The sequence below is a fragment of the Sorangium sp. So ce887 genome (assembly GCF_051521455.1).
Classification (GTDB): domain Bacteria; phylum Myxococcota_A; class Polyangia; order Polyangiales; family Polyangiaceae; genus Sorangium.
Window position 1 is genome coordinate 8510121 of the sequence record NZ_CP150354.1, and the last position, 17765, is coordinate 8527885.

At 72.5% G+C, this 17765-nt stretch carries 17 protein-coding genes; 7 read left to right on the plus strand and 10 right to left on the minus strand.

Going from position 1 to position 17765, the window contains the following annotated elements; genetic code table 11:
- Positions 1–2: 2 nt before the first annotated feature.
- A complete protein-coding gene (locus WMF36_RS31645; RefSeq protein ID WP_437574489.1) occupies positions 3–1154 on the plus strand; it encodes a 4-hydroxyphenylpyruvate dioxygenase family protein in 1152 nt (383 codons plus the stop codon).
- The gene (locus tag WMF36_RS31650; protein WP_437574490.1) at positions 1154–2314 is read left to right on the plus strand and encodes a homogentisate 1,2-dioxygenase; all 1161 of its coding nucleotides are present in this window, start codon (positions 1154–1156) and stop codon (positions 2312–2314) included. The genes WMF36_RS31645 and WMF36_RS31650 overlap by 1 nt, the downstream gene beginning before the upstream one ends.
- A gap of 12 nt (positions 2315–2326) precedes the next feature.
- Here the strand turns inward: WMF36_RS31650 and WMF36_RS31655 are convergent, their stop codons facing one another.
- From WMF36_RS31655 to WMF36_RS31670, 4 genes are all read right to left on the minus strand, one after another.
- On the minus strand, positions 2327–2872 hold the full coding sequence (locus WMF36_RS31655) for a hypothetical protein (protein ID WP_437574491.1): 546 nt from the start codon (positions 2870–2872) through the stop codon (positions 2327–2329).
- Between the two features lie 14 nt (positions 2873–2886).
- Positions 2887–3990 carry a deoxyhypusine synthase family protein gene (locus tag WMF36_RS31660; protein WP_437574492.1) on the minus strand — a complete coding sequence of 368 codons (1104 nt, stop codon included), beginning with the start codon at positions 3988–3990 and terminating at the stop codon, positions 2887–2889.
- A gap of 68 nt (positions 3991–4058) precedes the next feature.
- Positions 4059–7334 (minus strand): hypothetical protein, encoded by a 3276-nt coding sequence (locus WMF36_RS31665; RefSeq protein ID WP_437574493.1) that lies wholly within the window; start codon positions 7332–7334, stop codon positions 4059–4061.
- Positions 7335–7464: 130 nt separating this feature from the next.
- Entirely contained in the window at positions 7465–8538 is a 1074-nt protein-coding gene (locus tag WMF36_RS31670; protein WP_437574494.1) for a DUF72 domain-containing protein, read from the minus strand.
- Between the two features lie 542 nt (positions 8539–9080).
- Between WMF36_RS31670 and WMF36_RS31675 the strand changes: the two genes are divergently transcribed.
- Positions 9081–9299 carry a hypothetical protein gene (locus WMF36_RS31675; RefSeq protein ID WP_437574495.1) on the plus strand — a complete coding sequence of 73 codons (219 nt, stop codon included), beginning with the start codon at positions 9081–9083 and terminating at the stop codon, positions 9297–9299.
- Between the two features lie 424 nt (positions 9300–9723).
- Positions 9724–10083 (plus strand): hypothetical protein, encoded by a 360-nt coding sequence (locus WMF36_RS31680; RefSeq protein ID WP_437478902.1) that lies wholly within the window; start codon positions 9724–9726, stop codon positions 10081–10083.
- Between the two features lie 285 nt (positions 10084–10368).
- Here the strand turns inward: WMF36_RS31680 and WMF36_RS31685 are convergent, their stop codons facing one another.
- From WMF36_RS31685 to WMF36_RS31700, 4 genes are all read right to left on the minus strand, one after another.
- Complete coding sequence (locus WMF36_RS31685) at positions 10369–10731, minus strand: hypothetical protein (RefSeq protein ID WP_437574496.1); 363 nt, start codon at positions 10729–10731, stop codon at positions 10369–10371.
- Complete coding sequence (locus WMF36_RS31690) at positions 10728–10910, minus strand: hypothetical protein (protein WP_437478904.1); 183 nt, start codon at positions 10908–10910, stop codon at positions 10728–10730. Before WMF36_RS31690 ends, WMF36_RS31685 begins: the two co-directional genes overlap by 4 nt.
- A gap of 106 nt (positions 10911–11016) precedes the next feature.
- On the minus strand, positions 11017–11406 hold the full coding sequence (locus WMF36_RS31695) for an RNA recognition motif domain-containing protein (protein ID WP_437574497.1): 390 nt from the start codon (positions 11404–11406) through the stop codon (positions 11017–11019).
- Positions 11407–11748: 342 nt separating this feature from the next.
- Positions 11749–12672: an undecaprenyl-diphosphate phosphatase gene (locus tag WMF36_RS31700; RefSeq protein ID WP_437574498.1), complete on the minus strand. Its 924-nt coding sequence runs from the start codon at positions 12670–12672 to the stop codon at positions 11749–11751.
- Between the two features lie 190 nt (positions 12673–12862).
- Here WMF36_RS31700 and WMF36_RS31705 point away from each other — a divergent pair, with 190 nt between their 5' ends.
- The 3 genes from WMF36_RS31705 (at position 12863) to WMF36_RS31715 (ending at position 16179) form a co-directional block, all read left to right on the plus strand.
- Positions 12863–13177: a hypothetical protein gene (locus WMF36_RS31705; protein WP_437574499.1), complete on the plus strand. Its 315-nt coding sequence runs from the start codon at positions 12863–12865 to the stop codon at positions 13175–13177.
- Between the two features lie 779 nt (positions 13178–13956).
- A complete protein-coding gene (locus WMF36_RS31710) occupies positions 13957–14793 on the plus strand; it encodes a hypothetical protein (RefSeq protein WP_437574500.1) in 837 nt (278 codons plus the stop codon).
- A gap of 855 nt (positions 14794–15648) precedes the next feature.
- Positions 15649–16179 (plus strand): response regulator, encoded by a 531-nt coding sequence (locus tag WMF36_RS31715; RefSeq protein ID WP_437574501.1) that lies wholly within the window; start codon positions 15649–15651, stop codon positions 16177–16179.
- 92 nt (positions 16180–16271) lie between these two features.
- Here the strand turns inward: WMF36_RS31715 and WMF36_RS31720 are convergent, their stop codons facing one another.
- Together WMF36_RS31720 and WMF36_RS31725 are read right to left on the minus strand one after the other, a co-directional pair.
- Positions 16272–16766, minus strand: a complete 495-nt coding sequence (locus WMF36_RS31720) for a VOC family protein (protein WP_437574502.1) — start codon at positions 16764–16766, stop codon at positions 16272–16274.
- 55 nt (positions 16767–16821) lie between these two features.
- Entirely contained in the window at positions 16822–17685 is an 864-nt protein-coding gene (locus WMF36_RS31725) for a helix-turn-helix domain-containing protein (RefSeq protein ID WP_437574503.1), read from the minus strand.
- Between the last annotated feature and the right edge of the window lie 80 nt (positions 17686–17765).

Consider the following 17765-nt stretch of genomic DNA (forward strand, 5'->3'; position numbering starts at 1 on the left):
GGATGGCCAAGGTGGAGTCGATCGGCATCAAGCGGGTGGAGGCGCTGCACTACTACGTGCGCGACCTGGAGCGGAGCCGCAGGTTCTACACGGAGAAGCTCGACTTCCAGGAGATCGCCGCGAGCTCGCCGGAGCTCACGGCGGCGGCGGCGCAGCGGTCGGTCGTCTTCCAGGCCGGCGAGTGCGCCATCGTCTGCTCGCAGCCGCTCGGCGAGGGCGGGCGGGCGTGGCGCTACCTGCGCAAGCACCCCGACGGGGTGGGCACGATCATCTTCGAGGTGGAGGACGTGGACCGCGCCTTCCGGCTGCTCGAAGGCCGCGGGGGCACGCCGATCGACGAGATCCACCGGGTGGCGGAGGGGAGCGGCGCCTTCGCCTCGTTCTCGATCACGACGCCGTTCGGGGACACCACCTTCCGCTTCGTGGAGCGGCGCGGCTACCCGGCGCAGTTCCCCGGCTGCGTGGCCCACGACGCGCCGCGCGGCGGCGAGAACCGCTTTGGGATCGCCCGGTTCGATCACATCACCTCGAACTTCCAGACGATGGCGCCCGCCCTGCTCTGGATGGAACACGTGCTCGGGCTCGAGCCGTTCTGGAAGATCGCGTTCCACACGAACGACGTCGCGAAGGACGCCGATCACGGCTCGGGCCTGCGCTCGGCCGTGATGTGGGACCCGGGCTCGGGCGTGAAGTTCGCGAACAACGAGCCTTATCGGCCCTACTTCAAGAGCTCGCAGATCAACGTCTTCAATGAGGAGCACCGCGGCGACGGCGTGCAGCACGTGGCGCTCGCCGTGGAGGACATCCTCGCGGCCGTGCGGGCGATGCGCGCGCGTGGCGTGGAGTTCATGCCGACCCCGGCCGCCTACTACGACATGCTGCCCGAGCGCCTGCAGCAGCTCGGCGTCGGGCAGCTCGACGAGGACGTGGCGGCGCTGCGGGAGCTCGAGGTGCTTGTCGACGGCGACGGCGAGAGGTCTTACCTGCTCCAGATCTTCCTCAAGGAGTCGTCGGGCACGCACCGCGATCCCGACGCCGGACCGTTCTTCTTCGAGCTCATCCAGCGCAAGGGGGACCGCGGCTTCGGCGCCGGCAACTTCCGGGCGCTGTTCGAGAGCATCGAGCGGCAGCAGAAGTCGGAGGGGCGCGGCTGATGCTCGATCGCGTCGTCGCCGGGAGCGTCCCGCGCAAGCACCACATCGCCCTCCGGAGCGAGGCGGGGGAGCTCCGCTACGAGGAGTGCCTGACGCGGGAGGGCTTCGACGGCCCCTACACGATCGCCTACCACGAGCGCCGGCCGCACGAGCACCGGGTCGCGCGGGCGGCGCACGGCTTCGCGCTGCCGATCGCCGCGCCGGCGCGCCCGCTCGCGAAGCGGCACTACCGGTCGCAGGACCTGCCGCGGCGCGGCGGGCCCGCGATCGACTGCCGCGTGCCGCTGCTCTTCAACGACGACGTGGTGATCGGGATCGCCCAGCCGGACGCCGCCGACCCGGTGTACTTCGCGAACGCGGACGCCGACGAGCTGCACTTCGTCTTCCGCGGCGGCGGCGTCCTGCGCACGATGCTCGGCGATCTCCGCTTCGAGCAGGACGACTACGTCGTCGTCCCGAAGGGCCTCTTCCACCGCTTCCTCCCGGACGCCGCGCCCCAGCTGTGGCTCTCGATCGAGGCGGCGGACATCCACCTCCCGCGCAGGTGGCGCAACGAGGTCGGCCAGCTGCGGATGGACGCGCCCTACTCCCACCGCGATTTCCGGCGGCCCACGTTCGTCGGCCCCCTCGATGAGGGCATCCGCGCGCTCGTCGTGAAGCGCGGCGGCGCGTTCCACGGCTTCGCCTGCGAGCGCTCGCCGCTCGACGTCGTCGGCTGGGACGGGACGGTGTACCCGTTCGCGTTCCCGATCCAGAGCTTCCAGGCGCGCGTCGGGCTCGTGCACCTGCCGCCGGACTGGCACGGGACGTTCGCGGCGCGGGGCGCCCTCATCTGCAGCTTCGTGCCGCGCCCTGTCGACTTCCACCCGGAGGCGATCCCCTGCCCCTACCCCCACTCGTCCGTCGATTGCGACGAGCTCCTGTTCTACTGCCGCGGCAACTTCACCTCGCGCCGCGGCGTCGGCCCCGGCAGCATCTCGCACCACCCGGCCGGCGTCCCGCACGGGCCGCACCCCGGCGCGTACGAGGCGAGCCTCGGGAGCCGCGAGACGAGCGAGCTCGCCGTCATGCTCGACACGATCCGCCCGCTCGCGGCCACCCCGGCCGCGCTCGCGGTGGAGGACCCCGGCTACCAGGACAGCTTCATCGCGGGCCCCTGAGGGCCCAGGCGATCAGCGACCCTGGAAGCAGAGGCTATTGCACTCGTTGAAGCGCTGGGCCTCGTCGAACTGGGTCCCGTTCACCCCGTCGCAGGACACGCTGAGGATGCACTCGGCGTTGCACGCGATCTGCTCGGAGCACGCCTCGGCGCCGGGCGCGAAGGCGCCGCTCTGCCCGCACGCCGCGAGGTGGTCGTTGGCGTGCTCGCAGACGGTGCGGAAGACGAAGACGCCGCACTGGCGGAGGCTCCTCTCCTGGTCCTCGCAGCCGTCTGAGGAGAACGCATCGTCCTTGCACTCGATCTCCTCCTCGAGGCAGGCCAGGTACTCGTCGAAGGCGGCGGGGCAGCTCGCCTCCGCCGCGACCGTCTTCGCGGTCTCCGTCTTGTCGACGCAGTCGAGGTAACGCGCCTCGCTGCAGCCGGTGCAGTCGCAGAGGAGATCGCACGCGCGCTCCTCCTGCGAGGGGCAGCCGGCGGACAGGAGCGCGCCGCCGGCGGCGGCCAGGGAGAGGAGCACCTCGAGGAGGCGCGGCGGGCGGGGTATGGCGGCAAGCACGCTGGCCCGCTCCGCTATTTCGGCATCTTGCCGAGCCGCTCGAGGAGGGCGCGCACGAGGAGCGGCCAGGCGACCGTCGCGTCGGCGTACACCTCGGAGAAGCGGCCGCCCTCGCGCGGCGGGGTGAACTTCCCCCAGCTCACGCCCTCGGAGTAGGTGCAGCCGGAGAGGCCGCCCCAGTGCACGGGCTCGGGGCAGATGCGGACGCCGTACTGGAACCGCGGGTGCTCGACCTCGATCCCCAGGCGATCGCCCACGATGTCGTAGAACGGCGCGACCTGCTGGGCCCAGTTGCGCGGGACGCCGCCGCCGATGGTGAAGATGCCGAGGCGCTTCTTCGTGCGGACCAGGCGGGCGTAGCTCAGGAGGTCGAGGAACGGGTTGTACGAGGGCGGCACGGCCTCGCGCCACACGTCGAAGTCCGGTTTGTCGCCGTGCTGCGCCTTCACCTTGCGCAGCATCCACGTCGCCACGTCGAGGCCCATCTCGCTGTCGGTGAAGGCCGGCACGTAGACGGGAACGTTGCGGAGGTACGCGCTCCGGAGCACGCCGGGCGAGTCGCCCATCTCGGCCAGCGCCTTGCCGAGCTGGCGGCAGATGATCTCGCTCGACCAGGGCGACCCGGGGTCCAGCTGGTCGAGCTCCTTCCGGACGAAGACCTCGATGGCGTTGAGGTTCTTCTCCATCTCGAGCGTGTCGTAGACCCGGTTGTACCCCTTGTCGAAGTACGTCTCGTCCGAGATGCCCGGGTTCGCCTTGTAGTGGGTCAGGCCGACCGCCTCGCTCAGCCCGTGCGCCATGAGCGCCCCGGTGCTGATGACGCAGTCGATCATGCCGGCCTCGATCATCCGGACGATGACGACGCCCATCTTGGCGACCGTCATGGCGCCGGAGAAGGTCGCCACGACGAGGCAGTCCTCGTCGCGCACCATCGCCTCGAGCACGTCGCACGCCTCGCCGAGCGCGCGGCCGCCGAACGCGGTCCGGCTCATCGCGCGGAGCAGGTCGTCGAACGACCCGATCTTCAGCGGGTCGAGCGCCTCGAGCGGGACGAGCTTGTCTTCAACCCCATCGCCGAGATGTCGGTGCGAGGAGCTCGGGTGTTTCGGAGAGGACATGGCGCGCGAACATATAACCGCCCGGGGGGTGGGGCGTCGAGCACGAAGGTCCTCGCAGCAGCGGCGCTTCAGGGCCGGACAGGCAGGGAGCACGCGAGGCGGCGCGCTGTTCCGCGTGCTGTTCCGCGCGCTGTTCCGCGTGCCGTTCCTCCGCCCCTGCCAACGCCTTCGCCGATCCCACGCTCGCCACCTTCGGCGCGCCGGGCCGCGAGATCGGCGCGGACGAACGCGATCTCGCCGGCGCCGGGGCGGGCGCTGGGCTCGCCTTCGGTCCGGCGATCGAGATCGATCAGCGCGGCGACCTTCGCCACGCAAGCGTCATGGCCTGACACACGAACGTCATAGACAGCCGTGCTCGCGATCGCGCCGTGACCGTCGATGACCACGGAGGCGCTCGCGCGGTCGAGCACGAAGCGCGCGCCGCGCGGGCGCGCGGGGCACGCCGGCAGGCGGGTGAGCTCGGTGCGGACATTCGGGGCGATCTCCCAGCCGTCGAGCGGCAGGAGCGGCGGGACCTTCGCGGGCGCTGCCGGCGCGGTCTTCTCCGGAGGTGCTCCCGGCGCGGGCGCTGCCTGCGCGCCTCGCTGCGCGGGCGTCCCCGGCGGGGTCTTCTCCGCGGGCGGGATCGGCACCGTGCGGCCGAGGGTCACGTCGCGGAAGCCGAGCAGCAGCGGCACGCCGGCGCTCGTCGGCTGCCCGAGCGCGCGCGCGCCGCGGCTCGCGAGCGAGGCGATCGGCCGCGGGGCGTCGCCGGATTGCCAGGCGATGAGCGACGTGCCGCGGAGCCACGCCATGGGCCCGTCCGGCGCCTCGCTGAAGGCGACCTCCGTCTCGGGCATCAGCTCCTGCGGCACCTCGACGACCTCGGGGCCGCGGCCGGGCCTCGCCCGGATCAGCAGGTCGCGGCCCGGGGCGCGCACCCCGAAGACGAGCCGGTCGCCGGACGCCGCGAACCGCGTGAGGATCGCGTCCCGGCCGACGCCCTCGGGCGCGGGGCCCGTCCACGAGCGGACCCTGGCCTGGAGCTCCGTGGGGTCGAGCCAGCGCAGCGTCCACGTCACGCGCGGCGCCGCGGCGGCGCCGCCCCCCGGGCCGGCGCTCCTGGCCGCGCCGTCGGGCGCGCGCGCCTCGAGCACGGCGACGGTGGAGAGCAGACCCCACCGCCGGTCGCTCACCGACGAGACGTGCCGCTGCCCCGTGGGCGCGGGCTTCGCGTCGCTCGCGAGCAGCGCGAGCGCCTCCTGCGCGCTGCTCGGCGGCGGCACGCCCGGCGGCGCGGGCGGCGGGCCCGGCTGCGTCGTGCAGGCGAGCGCGCGCTCCGGGAGCCCCGGCGCCGGCGGCGGGCGGTGCGGCAGGAGCGGCGCGGCCTCGAGCGCCGGCCCGGCGGCGGGCGCCCCCTGCGCTGGCAACGCCGGCCCCCAGCCGACGCGCAGGTGGGCGTCGATCTTCAGGCCGACCTCGTTGACGGCCAGCACCCCGGGCTCGGCGAGCAGATCGCCGAGCTGGGCGGCCGCATCCAGGGCGCGGGGCGGGACCTCGATGGGCGCCCACGAGCGGCCGGCGTCGGCCGACGCGAGCACCTTCCCCTCCCCGACGGCGACGCCATGGCCGCCGTGGATCAGGGCGTGCGCGACGCCGGCCAGACGAGCCCGCGACGCCTCGCCGCCGGAGGGCAGCACCACCGCGGTGAGCTCGCCGGCCTCGTCGGCCACAACGAACGACAGGGCGCCGTCGTGCCCCTCCTCGATCGGGCTGACCACGTGGATGTCGCCGCCCCCGTCGCGCAGCCAGCGGAGCGGGATCAGCGGCTCCTCCCTGCCGCGGGCGTCGATCACCGCGACGTGGGCGCCGGCCGCGGCGCCCTCGCGGCCCTGGCCGCCGCGCGGCGCGGGCTCCCCGCGGGGCGTGGGGTCCTCGCGCGGCGCCACGTCGCTGTTCCAGAGGCCGCGCACGATCGCGATCCGGCCATCGGCGAGCGGCCCGGCGCCGCGCCAGTGGATGTCGGTGCCCGGGCGGACCGTGATCCATTGCCCGCTCGGCTGGCGCACGCACGCGCTGCCCTCCTCGTCCGCGTCGCACGGCGCGAGCAGCATGGCGCCGCCGCTCGGCGACACGCGCAGCTCGGCCTCGCCGCTCCGCAGGAGGACCGGGGGCTCGCGGCCAAGGGCGCCGGCGGCCGTGACCTGGAGCACGCCGAACGGATCGTGACGCCTGTCGGCCCCCTCCTCGCCGAGCGCGCAGGCCACCCACGCCGAGCGCCCCGCGCGACCGACGCCGCAGGCGTTCAGCCACCGGTCGCCGCGGCCCACGGGGGCGACCTCGTGCAGCGCGCCCGAGGCGAGGTCCACGCGCGCGAGGAGGCCGTGGCTCGCCGTGATCGCGGGGCCCGTCCACGCCGCGCCGCTCGCGATCGCGGCCTCGAGCGGGTGGCGTCCGGTCGCGCGGATCCAGCGGAGCAGCGGGGCGCCGGCGCCGGGCTCGGGCGCGCCGCCGGCCGGCGCGAGCCGCGCCTCGGCGACAAGGATCCGTGCCTCGCGCTGCCCGGGCGGCGCGGTCGCGCCGTGCGTCACGGCGAGCAGCTCGTCGCCGCGCAGCCGCAGGCCGGAGATGTGGAGCAGGGCCGCGGGGTCTGCCTCCTGGCCGTCGTCGCGCAGCGCCGGGGCGACGGGGCGCCACGACGCGCCGCCGTCGGCCGTGACCGCGAGCCCCGCCGCCTCGAAGAGCCCGGCCCCCTGCCGGGGATCCCGGAACGCGACGGCGCGCAGCGGCAGCGCGGGCAAGCCCGGCAGCGCGCGCGGCTGCCCCGTCTCGATGTCGAGAAAGCTCGGCAGATCCGAGGCGGCGTCCCACACCGCGACGACGGCGGGCCCGCCGCCCAGGCGCAGGAGCTCGGTCTCGGACCGGGCGAGGAGCGCGGGCGCGCCGAGCGGATCATCGAACCGGTAGACGCCGTGGACCCCGCGCCCGACGAGCCGCGGGCCGGCGGCGGACGGCACGAGGGCGAGCTCGATCAGGGGCTCGGGGCAGGCCGCGGTCTCCGGCCGAGCTGCGCCGTCGCTCCCGACGAGGAAGCGCCGGCCGCCGAGCAGGGCCATGGTGCCGCCGGCGACCCGGGGACCGACCGCGGTCGCGCCGCTCGCGTCGACCCAGCGGGCGCGGAGGAGCCCCGGCGCCGGCCGCGGGGGGTGCGCCGACGCGGGCGCGCGGCCCTCCTGCGGCGCGGGTCGGGGCGGCGCGCCCCCGCAGCGGGCGAGCGCGAGCGCCGCGAGGAGCGCGGCCGCTCGCCGAGACCGGCGCGGGGGAGCTGCGAGGCGGGGAGCGCCCGCCGCTCTGGGCTGCATCATCGCGGCGGAGCCTACCGTGATCCGCGGCCGTGGCGACGCCGCGACCGGCCGCAGGCGCCCGCGCGCGGCGCAGGCCACCGGCGTCCACCGGACGCGGGATGTCCACGGACGCTGCGGGGGCGACGGAGGCTCAGTGGACGGTCGAGGCGGCCTGGACCGGGGCAGTCTCGCTGTCCGGCGACTCGGCCCTGCGGGCGAGGAGCGCCACGAGCCCCTTGGCCCCGAGCACGGCGTAGTCGGACACGCAGTTATTGAAGATCGCGTGTACCCGCTCCGCCTCCTGGGAGAGCCGCGCGACGGTCTCGGCCCACGAATCGAGCTCTGCGGGATCGTAGACGTACCTGAACTTCTCGTTCACGCTGACCGAGGCGTCCCAGGTCTCCGCGCGCCGGCCATGAAAGCGCACCACGGCGAGGCGCGTGTCGGCGACGAGCGGGGTGGGAGGCATGCTGTTCTCCTTGCCCTGCGGCTCGTCGACGACGACATAGAAGGCGCCGAGATCTCGCAGGAAGTCGACGACGCGCTCGATGCGACCGGGCGCGCCCCACGACGCATGCCGGAGCTCGACGGCGAACGGGATCCCGTCCATGCGGCCGCGGCAGTCCTCGATGACCCGCACGCTGCCGCGCGTCGCCGTGAACCACGGAGGGAACTGGAAGAGCACGTACCCGAGCTTTCGCGCCTGTCGCAGCGGATCGAGCGCTTGCCGGAAGCGCTCCCAGAGCACGTCCCTGGTCTCGGCCGGCAGGTCGCCGGGATAGAGGCGCCGCCTGTCGAGGAGCCCTGCCGGCAGGGCGCGCTGGACGTCCGCGGGAAGGCGGGCGGGCTCCACCGGGTGCTGGGTGAGCGGCGCGAACGCCTTCATGTTGAGCACGAAGTCGGGCGCCGTCCGCTGGACCCACTGCTCCACCATCGCCGGGCGGGGGAGGGCGTAATAGGTCGAGTTGACCTCGACGACCGGGAACTGGGACGCGTAGAACTTGAGCCGTTGCTCCGGGCTCGACACGCCCTTCGGGTAGAATCGCTGGCTCTTCACCAGGGAGGGATCGGTCCACCCGGCGGTCCCGGCCAAGACGCGATCGAGGCGGGCGGGCACAGGCGCGCACGCCGCGAGGGCGGTGGCGCGCGCGAGCCGCTCCTCGTCCTCGTGTGGAGTCTCCTCTGAAGGCGACCGCGGCGGGTCGCGCAGGGCGGCTTCGTGCATCTCGAGAACACCCTAAGGCCTTTTCGCAGCGACGGAAGCGCTCTCCGGGGAAGAGATGGCGACGGGTCAACGTGTCTTTGGACGGTCCGCTCTCGCCTCCTGTGCGACCGCCCGCGCCCGCTCGCCGCCTTCGGCACATTCCGTCGACATCGGGTATTTCTCACACGTTCTGCGGGCGCTCGGGGCCGCGAGCGGGTCGCAGGGCGCCTGTGGTTCACGAGGGAGCCGCGACGAAGCCGCCGGCGGGCGGCCCCTGCGCGGCGGGCGTCGCCGTCCCCGCCCGGCGGACCGAGCCGAGCCGTCCCGCGACCGCTGCCCACGACGGGCCGCAGCGGCAGCCGGTTCGGGTCGCCGCGCCGGCCGCGGTCGCCGGCGGCTCGCCGCTCCTCCGGCGCGGCGAGCGCGAGCTTTGGTCCCCTTCCGCCGGGCCTTCGCCTATGCTGCCTTGCTGCCCGGACCGAAGGGCAATCGCTGCCCGCCTCGCCGCACCTCGCGGCGAGGTGCTCCTGGAAGCGCGCAGCAAGTCGAAAGGGCGCAAGCCGATGCTGAAGAAAACTCTCTTGGAAAAGTTAACGACGGCGAAGCAGGAGATCACCGATGCGGAGGGCAACCTCGAGCAGGCCCTCGCGGAGATACAGGTCGCGCCGCGCGCCGACAAGATGGCCGTCAGCGAGGTCGTCCAGGAGGCGTTCACCAAGCTGAGGGCCGCGAGGATCAACCTCACCGAGCTGGAGAGGCTCGTCATGAGCGAGGAGGACTGAGCCGCGCGGAAGCACCGAAGCACGGAAGGACCGAAGCACGGGAGGACCGAGCGGCGACGCCGACCTCGGTACGAGGCGCGCTCGGCACGGAATGGAGGAGCTCGCCGCGCGCGATCCTGCGCTCCTCTCCACGTCCAGCGCATCCGCATCGAGCTCTTCTGCACATCCCCTCGCGCCCGCCGGCCAGCGCGGTGTGCTGGCCTGTGATTGGCTGTCCTCGGCTGATGTGACTTCGATGCAGGCGCTCTCCCGTTACGCCCTCTCGTGGCCGATCGACGCCATCCAGGAGAGCCCAGATTGTGCATGCACCGCGCCGTCGACTGCGCTATACTGTACAAGGGCAGGGGCTTGGTGCATTCCTGCGCGACCGAGGTGGTAGATGTATTCAGCGAATCGTCGCAGGAATATCGAGCGGGAGGAGCGCATGCTCCTCCGCGGGAAGCGCGAACAGGCGGCTGGCAAGCTCCTTCAGAAGGTGCCGGATCTGACGAGCTTGAACCTGGAGATCCGCGAGAGCCGCCCCAACGGACTCACGAACGACACGCAGTACATCCGCCGTGTCGTCGTGGAGCACGCCCATGCGCTGTTCGAAATGCCGTGCTCGTACTCTTCCTGCGACAACGGCGGCTACGACGTGACACGAGAGGTCCTGAACGCCCTCGCTTCGCGCGCGGCGCGCTTCGAGGGTGAATGCGCCTGTCGGGGGAGCTGTGGTGGCGAGTTCTGCTCCAGGGTCCTCCACTACGTCGCCACGGCCACGTACCGGTCGGGCCCCGAAGCGTAGAGGCGGGGGGGCGAGCGTTTATCGCCCCGTCATCACCCGAGGCGTGTCTCGGGTGATGAGGCATTGCTCGACGGACGCCGCGAGCGGCCTGTGCCCCGGCGCTCGACGCTGCGGGCCGTCTGTACCGTCTGTACCCAGGCCAGAGCGGTGCTTGAACGAAGAAAAGTAAACCGCCGAGGCCCCAAGAAGAGACCTTCTTGGTTCCCTTGGTGTCCTGACGGTCTTCTTTTCTGAGTCGTTGCACCGGATGAAGTCGGTGCACCGATCGAGAGCGGCGATGTTACGTTACGGCGTCTCGGGCTCGAGGTGTCTACGCCACTCGTTCCGAGCGCTTGCGTACGCGGTCCGGGCGGCGAGCTCGCGCTCTACGCCGGTGATGGCGGGCATCTTGCGGTGCAGCAGCTCGCTCGGGAGGTTGATCTCTACCTGAGTCCGCGCTTCGCGCAGCGTGCCGGGCCATCCGCCAGCAGCGGGGCGGCCTTCGCGATGAAGGTCTTGACGCCACTGCTTGGCCCACGCCTGTCCCAGCGTGGTCGCGCTCTGCTCGATGAACCGTCGCCTTGCGGTGGTCTGCGCCGAGTTTTCCGGATCAGTCTCTGGCTCGGACGGGGCGCTCTCGGCGCCCTGGCTCGGCGCTGCGCGTTTCACTCTACGACCGGAGGCTGAGGCCCCGGGATGATCCCCGCAATGTCCGGATCCTCTCCCGGTGAACCGTTGTCGCCGGGGCCCTTTTCCTTGCGGCGTGCGACGCGGTTCGCGTCTTTCTCGCGCTGCTTTTCTTGGCGCGCGCGTTCTTTTTGCCGCTTCAATGCTCCCTGCTTCTGCATGCGGAACCAGGCCTTTCGGCGCCTTCGGGCGCGTTCTTCAGCGCCCTATGGCGCATTGAAGGCGCAGGCGCGGCGGCGCACGAGCTCCGCCGCGCCGCGCCGGTGATCAGTACCGGTCGCGACCGCCGCGGCCGCCACCACCGCCGCCGTAGCCGCCGCGGCCGCCACCACCACCGCCGCCGTAGCCGCCACCGCCGCCGCCACCGCCGAAGCCACCCCCACCGCCGCCGCCGCCGAAGCTGCGCGCCGGGCGCTCCTGCGCCTCGTTGACCTTGAGCGCGCGGCCGTCGAGGACGGCGCCGTTGAGTTGCGAGATGGCGCTGTTCGCGGCCTGGGCAGAGCCCATGGTCACGAACGCGAAGCCGCGCGGCTGCCCGGTCTCACGATCGGTCGGCATCGCGACCTCACGGACCTCGCCGGCTGCGGCGAACGCGGACTCGAGGGTCTCGCGGGTGGTGCTGAACGAAAGGTTTCCTACGTAGAGACGATTTCCCATGCCATCCTGCTTTTTTTACGGCTTTCTGGTGCGCCATGCGGCGCTCTCGGCCTGCCATCCGACGAAGCCGTATCGGATCGAACGGAGACGTGCCGCGCGGAACCCCCGCGCGGTCACACGGTGCGTCGTCCAGTCGTCCGAGCGAGCTGCAGTCTCCCTCGCGAAAGAGGGAAGAGGGAAAGCGTCGTATCGAGGGCCAGGGACGTTCGTGAGGAGGAGCATCCTAGCCCGACGCGACGTCTTTCGCAAGCGGGCCGTTCCGTCTTCCGTCGCGGAACCTGCTTCCGGCGCTGCGAGCGCTCGGTTGCGCTTGGTTGCGCGGTCGGTTGCGGTCGGGTTCGCCTACGGACGGCTCGGTTGATCGTCGGCGCGGGCGAGGCCGCCCTCTGCGGTCGCGACGTTCCCGCGCGGTGCGGGCTCGGCCGCGGCGGCGCCGACGTCGACCGGGGCGGTGCGGCTCGCGAACCAGAGCCACACGACGACGGCGCCGAGCGCGATGCGGTACCAGCCGAACGGCGCGAGGCCGTAGCGCTTGAGGTAACGAAGGAAGACCGCGATCACGAGCAGGGCGACCACGAACGAGACGGCGAGCCCGATGACGAGGGCCGCAGCGCCGCCGGGCGCTTCGAGGAGGGCGCGGCCATTCTGGGCGAGGTCGAAGACGGTCGCGGCGCCGAGCGTCGGGATGGCGAGGAGGAACGAGAACTCGGCGGCCGCGGCGGTGCTGAGGCCCGAGAGCTGGCCGCCGACGATGGTGGCCATCGAGCGCGACGCGCCGGGCCAGAGCGAGAAGCACTGCGCGACGCCGATCGCGAGCGCGCGCCGCAGCGTGACGTCCTCGAGGCGGGGAGCGCCCTGGTCGGACCGGCGCCGGCGGGCGGACTCGACGCCGATCATCAGGAGGCCGCCGGCGATGAGCGCGACCGCGACGGGGCCCGGACCGAAGAGGTACGCCTTGATGGCCTTGTGGAAGAGCAGGCCGACCACCGCGGCCGGGACGAAGGCGACCGCGAGGGCGAGCGCGAGACGGAGGCTGTCGGGGTCGCGGCGGAAGATGCCGCGCACGGTGGCGGCGAGGCGCTCGCGGAAATAGACGACGACGGCGAGGACCGCGCCGAGCTGGATCACGATATCGAGCGTCTTCGCCGCCTCGCTCTGGTGACCGAGCCACGCGCCGAGCAGGATGAGATGACCGGTGGACGAGACGGGGAGGAACTCGGTCAGGCCCTCGAGGACCCCGAGCAGGACGGCATCGAACCAGAACATTGCGCGGAGTCTAGCCGCACGCCGGGCGCGGCGGATCGAGAGCGCGCAGAGGATCGACCGGCGTGGCGGCGAGCGCCGGAGGCCGGCGTGAGGGTGGAGCCCTGGCTCACCAGCACCGGCGCGCGATCCGGCCAGCGAGCGCGCTCCTGGCGAGCCGCAGCCTGCTGGCGGCCGTGGCGGGGCTCAGGCCGTGCGCCCTGGCGTGGGCGGCGAGGGTCCGAGGGCCGGCCGCGACGCGGAGGAGCTCGCGATGGCGGGCGGACAGCTCGGCGAGGGGTTCGAGCGCGGCGCGGGCCAGGAGCCTGCCTTCCGGGTCGATGCTGCCCTCATCGACCAGCGCGCGCGGCTCGTCGACCGGAATCTCGCGGCGGACGCAGGCGCGCCCCAGGTGATGTCCCGCCTGTCGCCACGTGATGCCATGCAGCCACGACTGGAGCGCGCGGCGGATCGGCCCGCGGATCGGGGCGGTACCTGCCCGACTGGATGGCTTCCCAGGCGGCGATGAGCACGATCTGGAGCAGGTCCTCGCGATCGCGCGCGGGGACGCCGCACGCAACGAGCCTGGCCGCGATGAGCCGTCTCGGCTGCGCCCTGCACCGAATGGAATTACGGAACACGACCGGGATCCGACAACGGACTTTTCCGCGCCGCAGCCACCCGCCGCGCCCACCCTGACGGGAGCTGAAGACCTCGAGGTCTGCGGAACGGGTCGATCCCCCGTTCCAGAAAGCCCGCCGGCCTCTCAAACAGGTCGCCGACCCCTGGAAAGAACCCGATCGGCCTGCGCCAGCACGACGGCGACCCGATCCCGGAAGCCCTGCGGTATCTCCGGGCCGGACGGCGACCTGTCGGCGACCCCTCCGGGCATCGCCGGCAGGTCGCCGACCCGTCCGGCAACCCTCCGGGCATCGCCGGCAGGTCGCCGACCCGTCCGGCAACCCTCCGGGCATCGCCGGCAGGTCGCCGACCCGTCCGGCAACCCTCCGGGCATCGCCGGCAGGTCGCCGACCCGTCCGGCAACCCCGGACGGCCCCCGGGCAGGGCTCACCGTCGCGCTGCCCTCCCCCACACGCGCCGGCGGTGGCCCCATCCGAACAGGGACATGGGCACGCGGGGGCGGAAAACCTCAATGCTCCTTCTCCTCTTCCCCTCCTCGTGAAGACTTCCAGGCATCCACCCGCCCCCTCACCACGGGCGTTCCCCGGCACGCGCCAGGGCGCCGAGAGCACATTGACGACGGCCGGAGCGCTGGACTCGGGATACCGGCGTTCATACCATGCGGCGATGGATCCCACGTTCGATGCTTCCGTGTATGTTCGCGCTCCCATCATCAACATCGCCAATGGCGTGACCCTCGCCAACACGCTGGTCGCAGCCTGTCCCGAGGCGGCGCCGGAGAACGTCGCCAAGGCGTGCACGAAGCTGAAGGCCGCCGCGGAGGCAGGCCAGAAGGCGCTCACCACGCGCCGCCGCGAGAACGGCGCCCTGTCCGAGGAGGACGTGCGCGTGCTCGACCGCGAGGGCGACGCGAGCTTCGGAGCGCTGCGCATGCGCCTCGTCGCGACCTCGATGCTGCCCGCCGAGCGTTACCCGCAGGCGCGGCGCGCGGGGGAGCTGGTCAAAGAGCTCTTCGGCGACGACGGCCTCTCGTTCCTCACCGCCGAGTACTCCGTGCAGAACACGGTCATGGCCTCGATCGTCGAGCACATCCAGGAAGCGGATCTCCAGCCGGAGATCGATGCGATCGCCGGACCCGAGTTCCTCGAGCAGATCGGCAATGTCCTGCCGCGCTACAACGCGATGGTGCGAGACAGGCTGCAGAAAGAGACCGCCGCGACATCGAACCTCACCACCGTCGTGCGCGCCATCCAGTCCGCCATCGTGAATTATGCGACCAAGGTCGCCGGCATGGTCGACGAGGACGAGCCCGCAACCATCGAGACCGTCCGGAAGGCGCTCCGCCCGCTCGACGCGCACCGCGAGACCGGCGCCCGGCGCGGGCAGGGCGGCGCCAAGGGCGAGGCGACGAACAGCGCGCCCACCGCCCCGGCCGCCCCGACCGGACCGGCAGCGCCGGGGACGGGCACCGACGGCGGCGGAGCGCTGAGCGCGCCGGTCTGACACGGACCCTCCCGACGATCCGATCGGGCCCGCCATCGAGGCGCTCGAGGACCTGGGCCAGCAGAGCCAGATTCGGGTCGTGGTCCTATTCGAGCAGGAAGGCGGGAAAGCGGGAAGAGGGGCGCGCAGGCCTGGATCAGGCGTACAAGAAGCGAAATGCCACCTTGACCTCCAGCTCGCGGAGCCTTTGCAAAGGGCGCTCCACGCAGGCGACTGCCCTGTCTCGCGACAGGCGAACGCCGGATGAGGCGCTCGGCCACAGCTGTCGCAAGATGGCCAGCGCGCTCCTTGCCTGACGGGCTCAGCGGAGGGACGGGGCACGCGCGACTGGCAGGCTCCAGGGGGGTAGAGACGTACCTCACTGTGAAGATTCGAACATCGGACATTTGTTAATTATCGTGCATCCGCGTCCGCAAGCCCGAGGCGCGCTTCCGCAGCCGCGATGAGCCGGTTCGTTCACGTTACACCTCCGACGTCCCGGCTACCTGGAATACCCCATTTCACGCAGGCAGAACGGAACTTGATATCTTCGTGCTGGCCTATCGAGAGGGCGTGTTGCGGTGTTGACTCCAACAAACCGGGTCGTGTAGATCTCCAAAGCAGAGGCCGTCGGCGCGGGGGGCGCCGGGCAGGCGCTCTACACCACGCAAGCGCGCTCGCGCACCTCCGCGACCAGCGGCACAGGACGCGGACCCGCGATCGTCGCAGGAGGCAGCCACCGTGTCATCGACCGTAAGAGCTCATCGCACCTCTTCGGAGGGTCAACACAGAGGCGCCGTATGCTCATCGTCCCGGCGGAGATACTGCGTCCTCATTGTCGAGGATGATGAGCAAGCGCTGAGCAGCATCTCTGCGGTGCTCTCCACGGATGTCGACGTCGTGGAATGTACGTCGGCGGAGCAGGCGCTCGCGCTGCTCGAAACGAAGGAGTTCCACCTGGTCTGCTCCGATCTCATGATGATTGGAATGAAGGGAGACGAGCTCCTCCGGAAGGTCACGAGCATGCCCGTTTACACGAGCTGTCTCCTGATCACCGGGGCCGAGGAGTACGCGCGCTCGAAGGAGGCGGGAGTTCTCCATGTGCTGCTCAAGCCGTTCCATCCTGAGCGGCTGATGGCGCTCGTCCTCCAGCTGGCGCGCCTCACCGAGATGAAGCGCTCGGTTCACTCGATGGCGGACTCGCTCACGCCGACCGACCCCGGGGGCGAGCTCATCTCGTGCGACGGGTCCGACGCCGGGGCCGCGCCGGAGTCGTCGTCGCGGGCGCCGAGATCCACGAGGTTCGAGGCCCGCGTGACGCGCGGTGCCGCGCTCGATCTGCAGGAGCCGGAGCCGTCGCGGGCCGTCGCGCTCTCGCCCCGCGCCCCGCGACGGCCGGCCCGGTGAGCCCGCGGGCCGCGGCGCGCGGCGCGACCCGCATGGGCGCGTGCGGCGACTCGGCGAATCGGCGGCGGCGGCCCGGGCGGACGCCGCGCGGCTCAGGCGCCGCTCGGGCCCTTCTCGTCCCACCACCTCGCCATGCGCACCTGCATCTCCTCGACGGAGACGTCCTCGATGACGGCCGAGAGGATCCACTGGTGCCCGAACGGGTCCTCGACCCTGCCTTCGCGCCGGCCGTAGAACTGGTCGTCGATCGGGTAGATGATCTTGGCCCCCGCCTCGACGGCGCGCGCGGCGACGGCGTCGGGGTCCTCGACGTTCAGGGTGATGACGATGGGCGAGCCGCCGAGCGCCTTCGGGCCGCGGGCGTTCCACTGGGGGGCCTCGTCCGCGACGCTGACGACCGAGTCGCCGAGGACGAGCTCGGCGCAGACGATGGCGCCGCCGAGCTTCGGGTCGGCGAGGCGCATCTTCTCGGTCGCGCCGAACGCCTTCTTGTAGAACGCGATGGCGTCCGTCGCGCCGGCGACGACGAGGTGGGGCACGACGGTGTGGTACGGGGGCGGGGCGATGGGGTGAGGTCGCTGGGTCATGGGCGGAGGATGCCCACGCGGCCCGAGCGGGTATTGTAAAAACGTGCCGGCCGGGTCAGCCGTCGAGCGGGACGTGGTTCCGCTCGCGCCGCCTCGCGACGTACTCGGTCGGGGTGAGGCCCGCGAACGCGCGGAAGTCGTGGATGAAGTGCGCCTGGTCGTAGTAGCCGCACGCGGCCGCGACGCCCGCCCACGAGACGCGCTCGTCGCGCGCGATCGCCGAGATCGCCTGCTGGAAGCGCTGCACGCGGCAGTAGCGCTTCGGGGTGAGGCCGACCTGCGCGGTGAAGCTGCGGATGAACCGCTTCGAGCTCATCCCGAGCTGCCCTGTCACGTCGGCCACGGTGGTCGCGCGGGACGGGTCAGCGAACGCGGCGAGCGCGAAGTCGACCGCGGGGTCGCGCGCGAGCGGGCGCGCGGGGCGGCGGAGGAGCCGCGCCGTGAGCGCGGCCTCGAGCGCGCGGAGCCTGGCGTCGGGGGTCCTCGCCTCGAGGACGCGCTCGCGGACGAGGGCGGCCTCGCGGCCCCAGAGCGCGTCGAGCGAGACATGGGCGCCGCTGAGCGCCTCGGTGTCCGGGCCGAAGAACGGGGACGCGCCGCCCGGCGTGAGCTCGGCGCCGACGATCGCGCGCTGCTCGGCCGTGTCGATCGCGAAGTGCTCGGCGTGGGCGCCGCAGACGGCGATGCCGGAGAGGCGGTGGCAGCGGGCGGAGGAGGCGGCGACGGTGGCGCCGGCGGGGGTGGCAGGCGCGGCCTCGTACCAGCGCAGCTCGTCCTCGGCGAGGTTGATGAGGAGGCTCATGGCACCGGTGGGGAGCACGCGCTCGAGCAGGTCGGGGAGCTCGGGGGCGGCGTAGTACCAGAGCAGGCGGACGAAGCGGTCGAGCGGTGGAGGCGGGGCGTACGTGACGAAGTGCATGGGGCGGCCCGAGGGAGGCAGCATGCCATGGGCGGAGGACCGGGTGGCGTGAGGAAGCCGTTCCGGGCGCGTGGCGTAGC

Bases quoted from the DNA above. Each gene is read 5' to 3' on its own strand.
- WMF36_RS31645 (WP_437574489.1), top strand. From the start codon at position 3: ATGGCCAAGGTGGAGTCGATCGGCATCAAGCGGGTGGAGGCGCTGCAC.
- WMF36_RS31650 (WP_437574490.1), top strand. From the start codon at position 1,154: ATGCTCGATCGCGTCGTCGCCGGGAGCGTCCCGCGCAAGCACCACATC.
- WMF36_RS31660 (WP_437574492.1), bottom strand. From the start codon at position 3,990: ATGTCCTCTCCGAAACACCCGAGCTCCTCGCACCGACATCTCGGCGAT.
- WMF36_RS31665 (WP_437574493.1), bottom strand. From the start codon at position 7,334: ATGATGCAGCCCAGAGCGGCGGGCGCTCCCCGCCTCGCAGCTCCCCCG.
- WMF36_RS31670 (WP_437574494.1), bottom strand. From the start codon at position 8,538: ATGCACGAAGCCGCCCTGCGCGACCCGCCGCGGTCGCCTTCAGAGGAG.
- WMF36_RS31675 (WP_437574495.1), top strand. From the start codon at position 9,081: ATGCTGAAGAAAACTCTCTTGGAAAAGTTAACGACGGCGAAGCAGGAG.
- WMF36_RS31680 (WP_437478902.1), top strand. From the start codon at position 9,724: ATGCTCCTCCGCGGGAAGCGCGAACAGGCGGCTGGCAAGCTCCTTCAG.
- WMF36_RS31690 (WP_437478904.1), bottom strand. From the start codon at position 10,910: ATGCAGAAGCAGGGAGCATTGAAGCGGCAAAAAGAACGCGCGCGCCAA.
- WMF36_RS31695 (WP_437574497.1), bottom strand. From the start codon at position 11,406: ATGGGAAATCGTCTCTACGTAGGAAACCTTTCGTTCAGCACCACCCGC.
- WMF36_RS31700 (WP_437574498.1), bottom strand. From the start codon at position 12,672: ATGTTCTGGTTCGATGCCGTCCTGCTCGGGGTCCTCGAGGGCCTGACC.
- WMF36_RS31710 (WP_437574500.1), top strand. From the start codon at position 13,957: ATGGATCCCACGTTCGATGCTTCCGTGTATGTTCGCGCTCCCATCATC.
- WMF36_RS31720 (WP_437574502.1), bottom strand. From the start codon at position 16,766: ATGACCCAGCGACCTCACCCCATCGCCCCGCCCCCGTACCACACCGTC.
- WMF36_RS31725 (WP_437574503.1), bottom strand. From the start codon at position 17,685: ATGCACTTCGTCACGTACGCCCCGCCTCCACCGCTCGACCGCTTCGTC.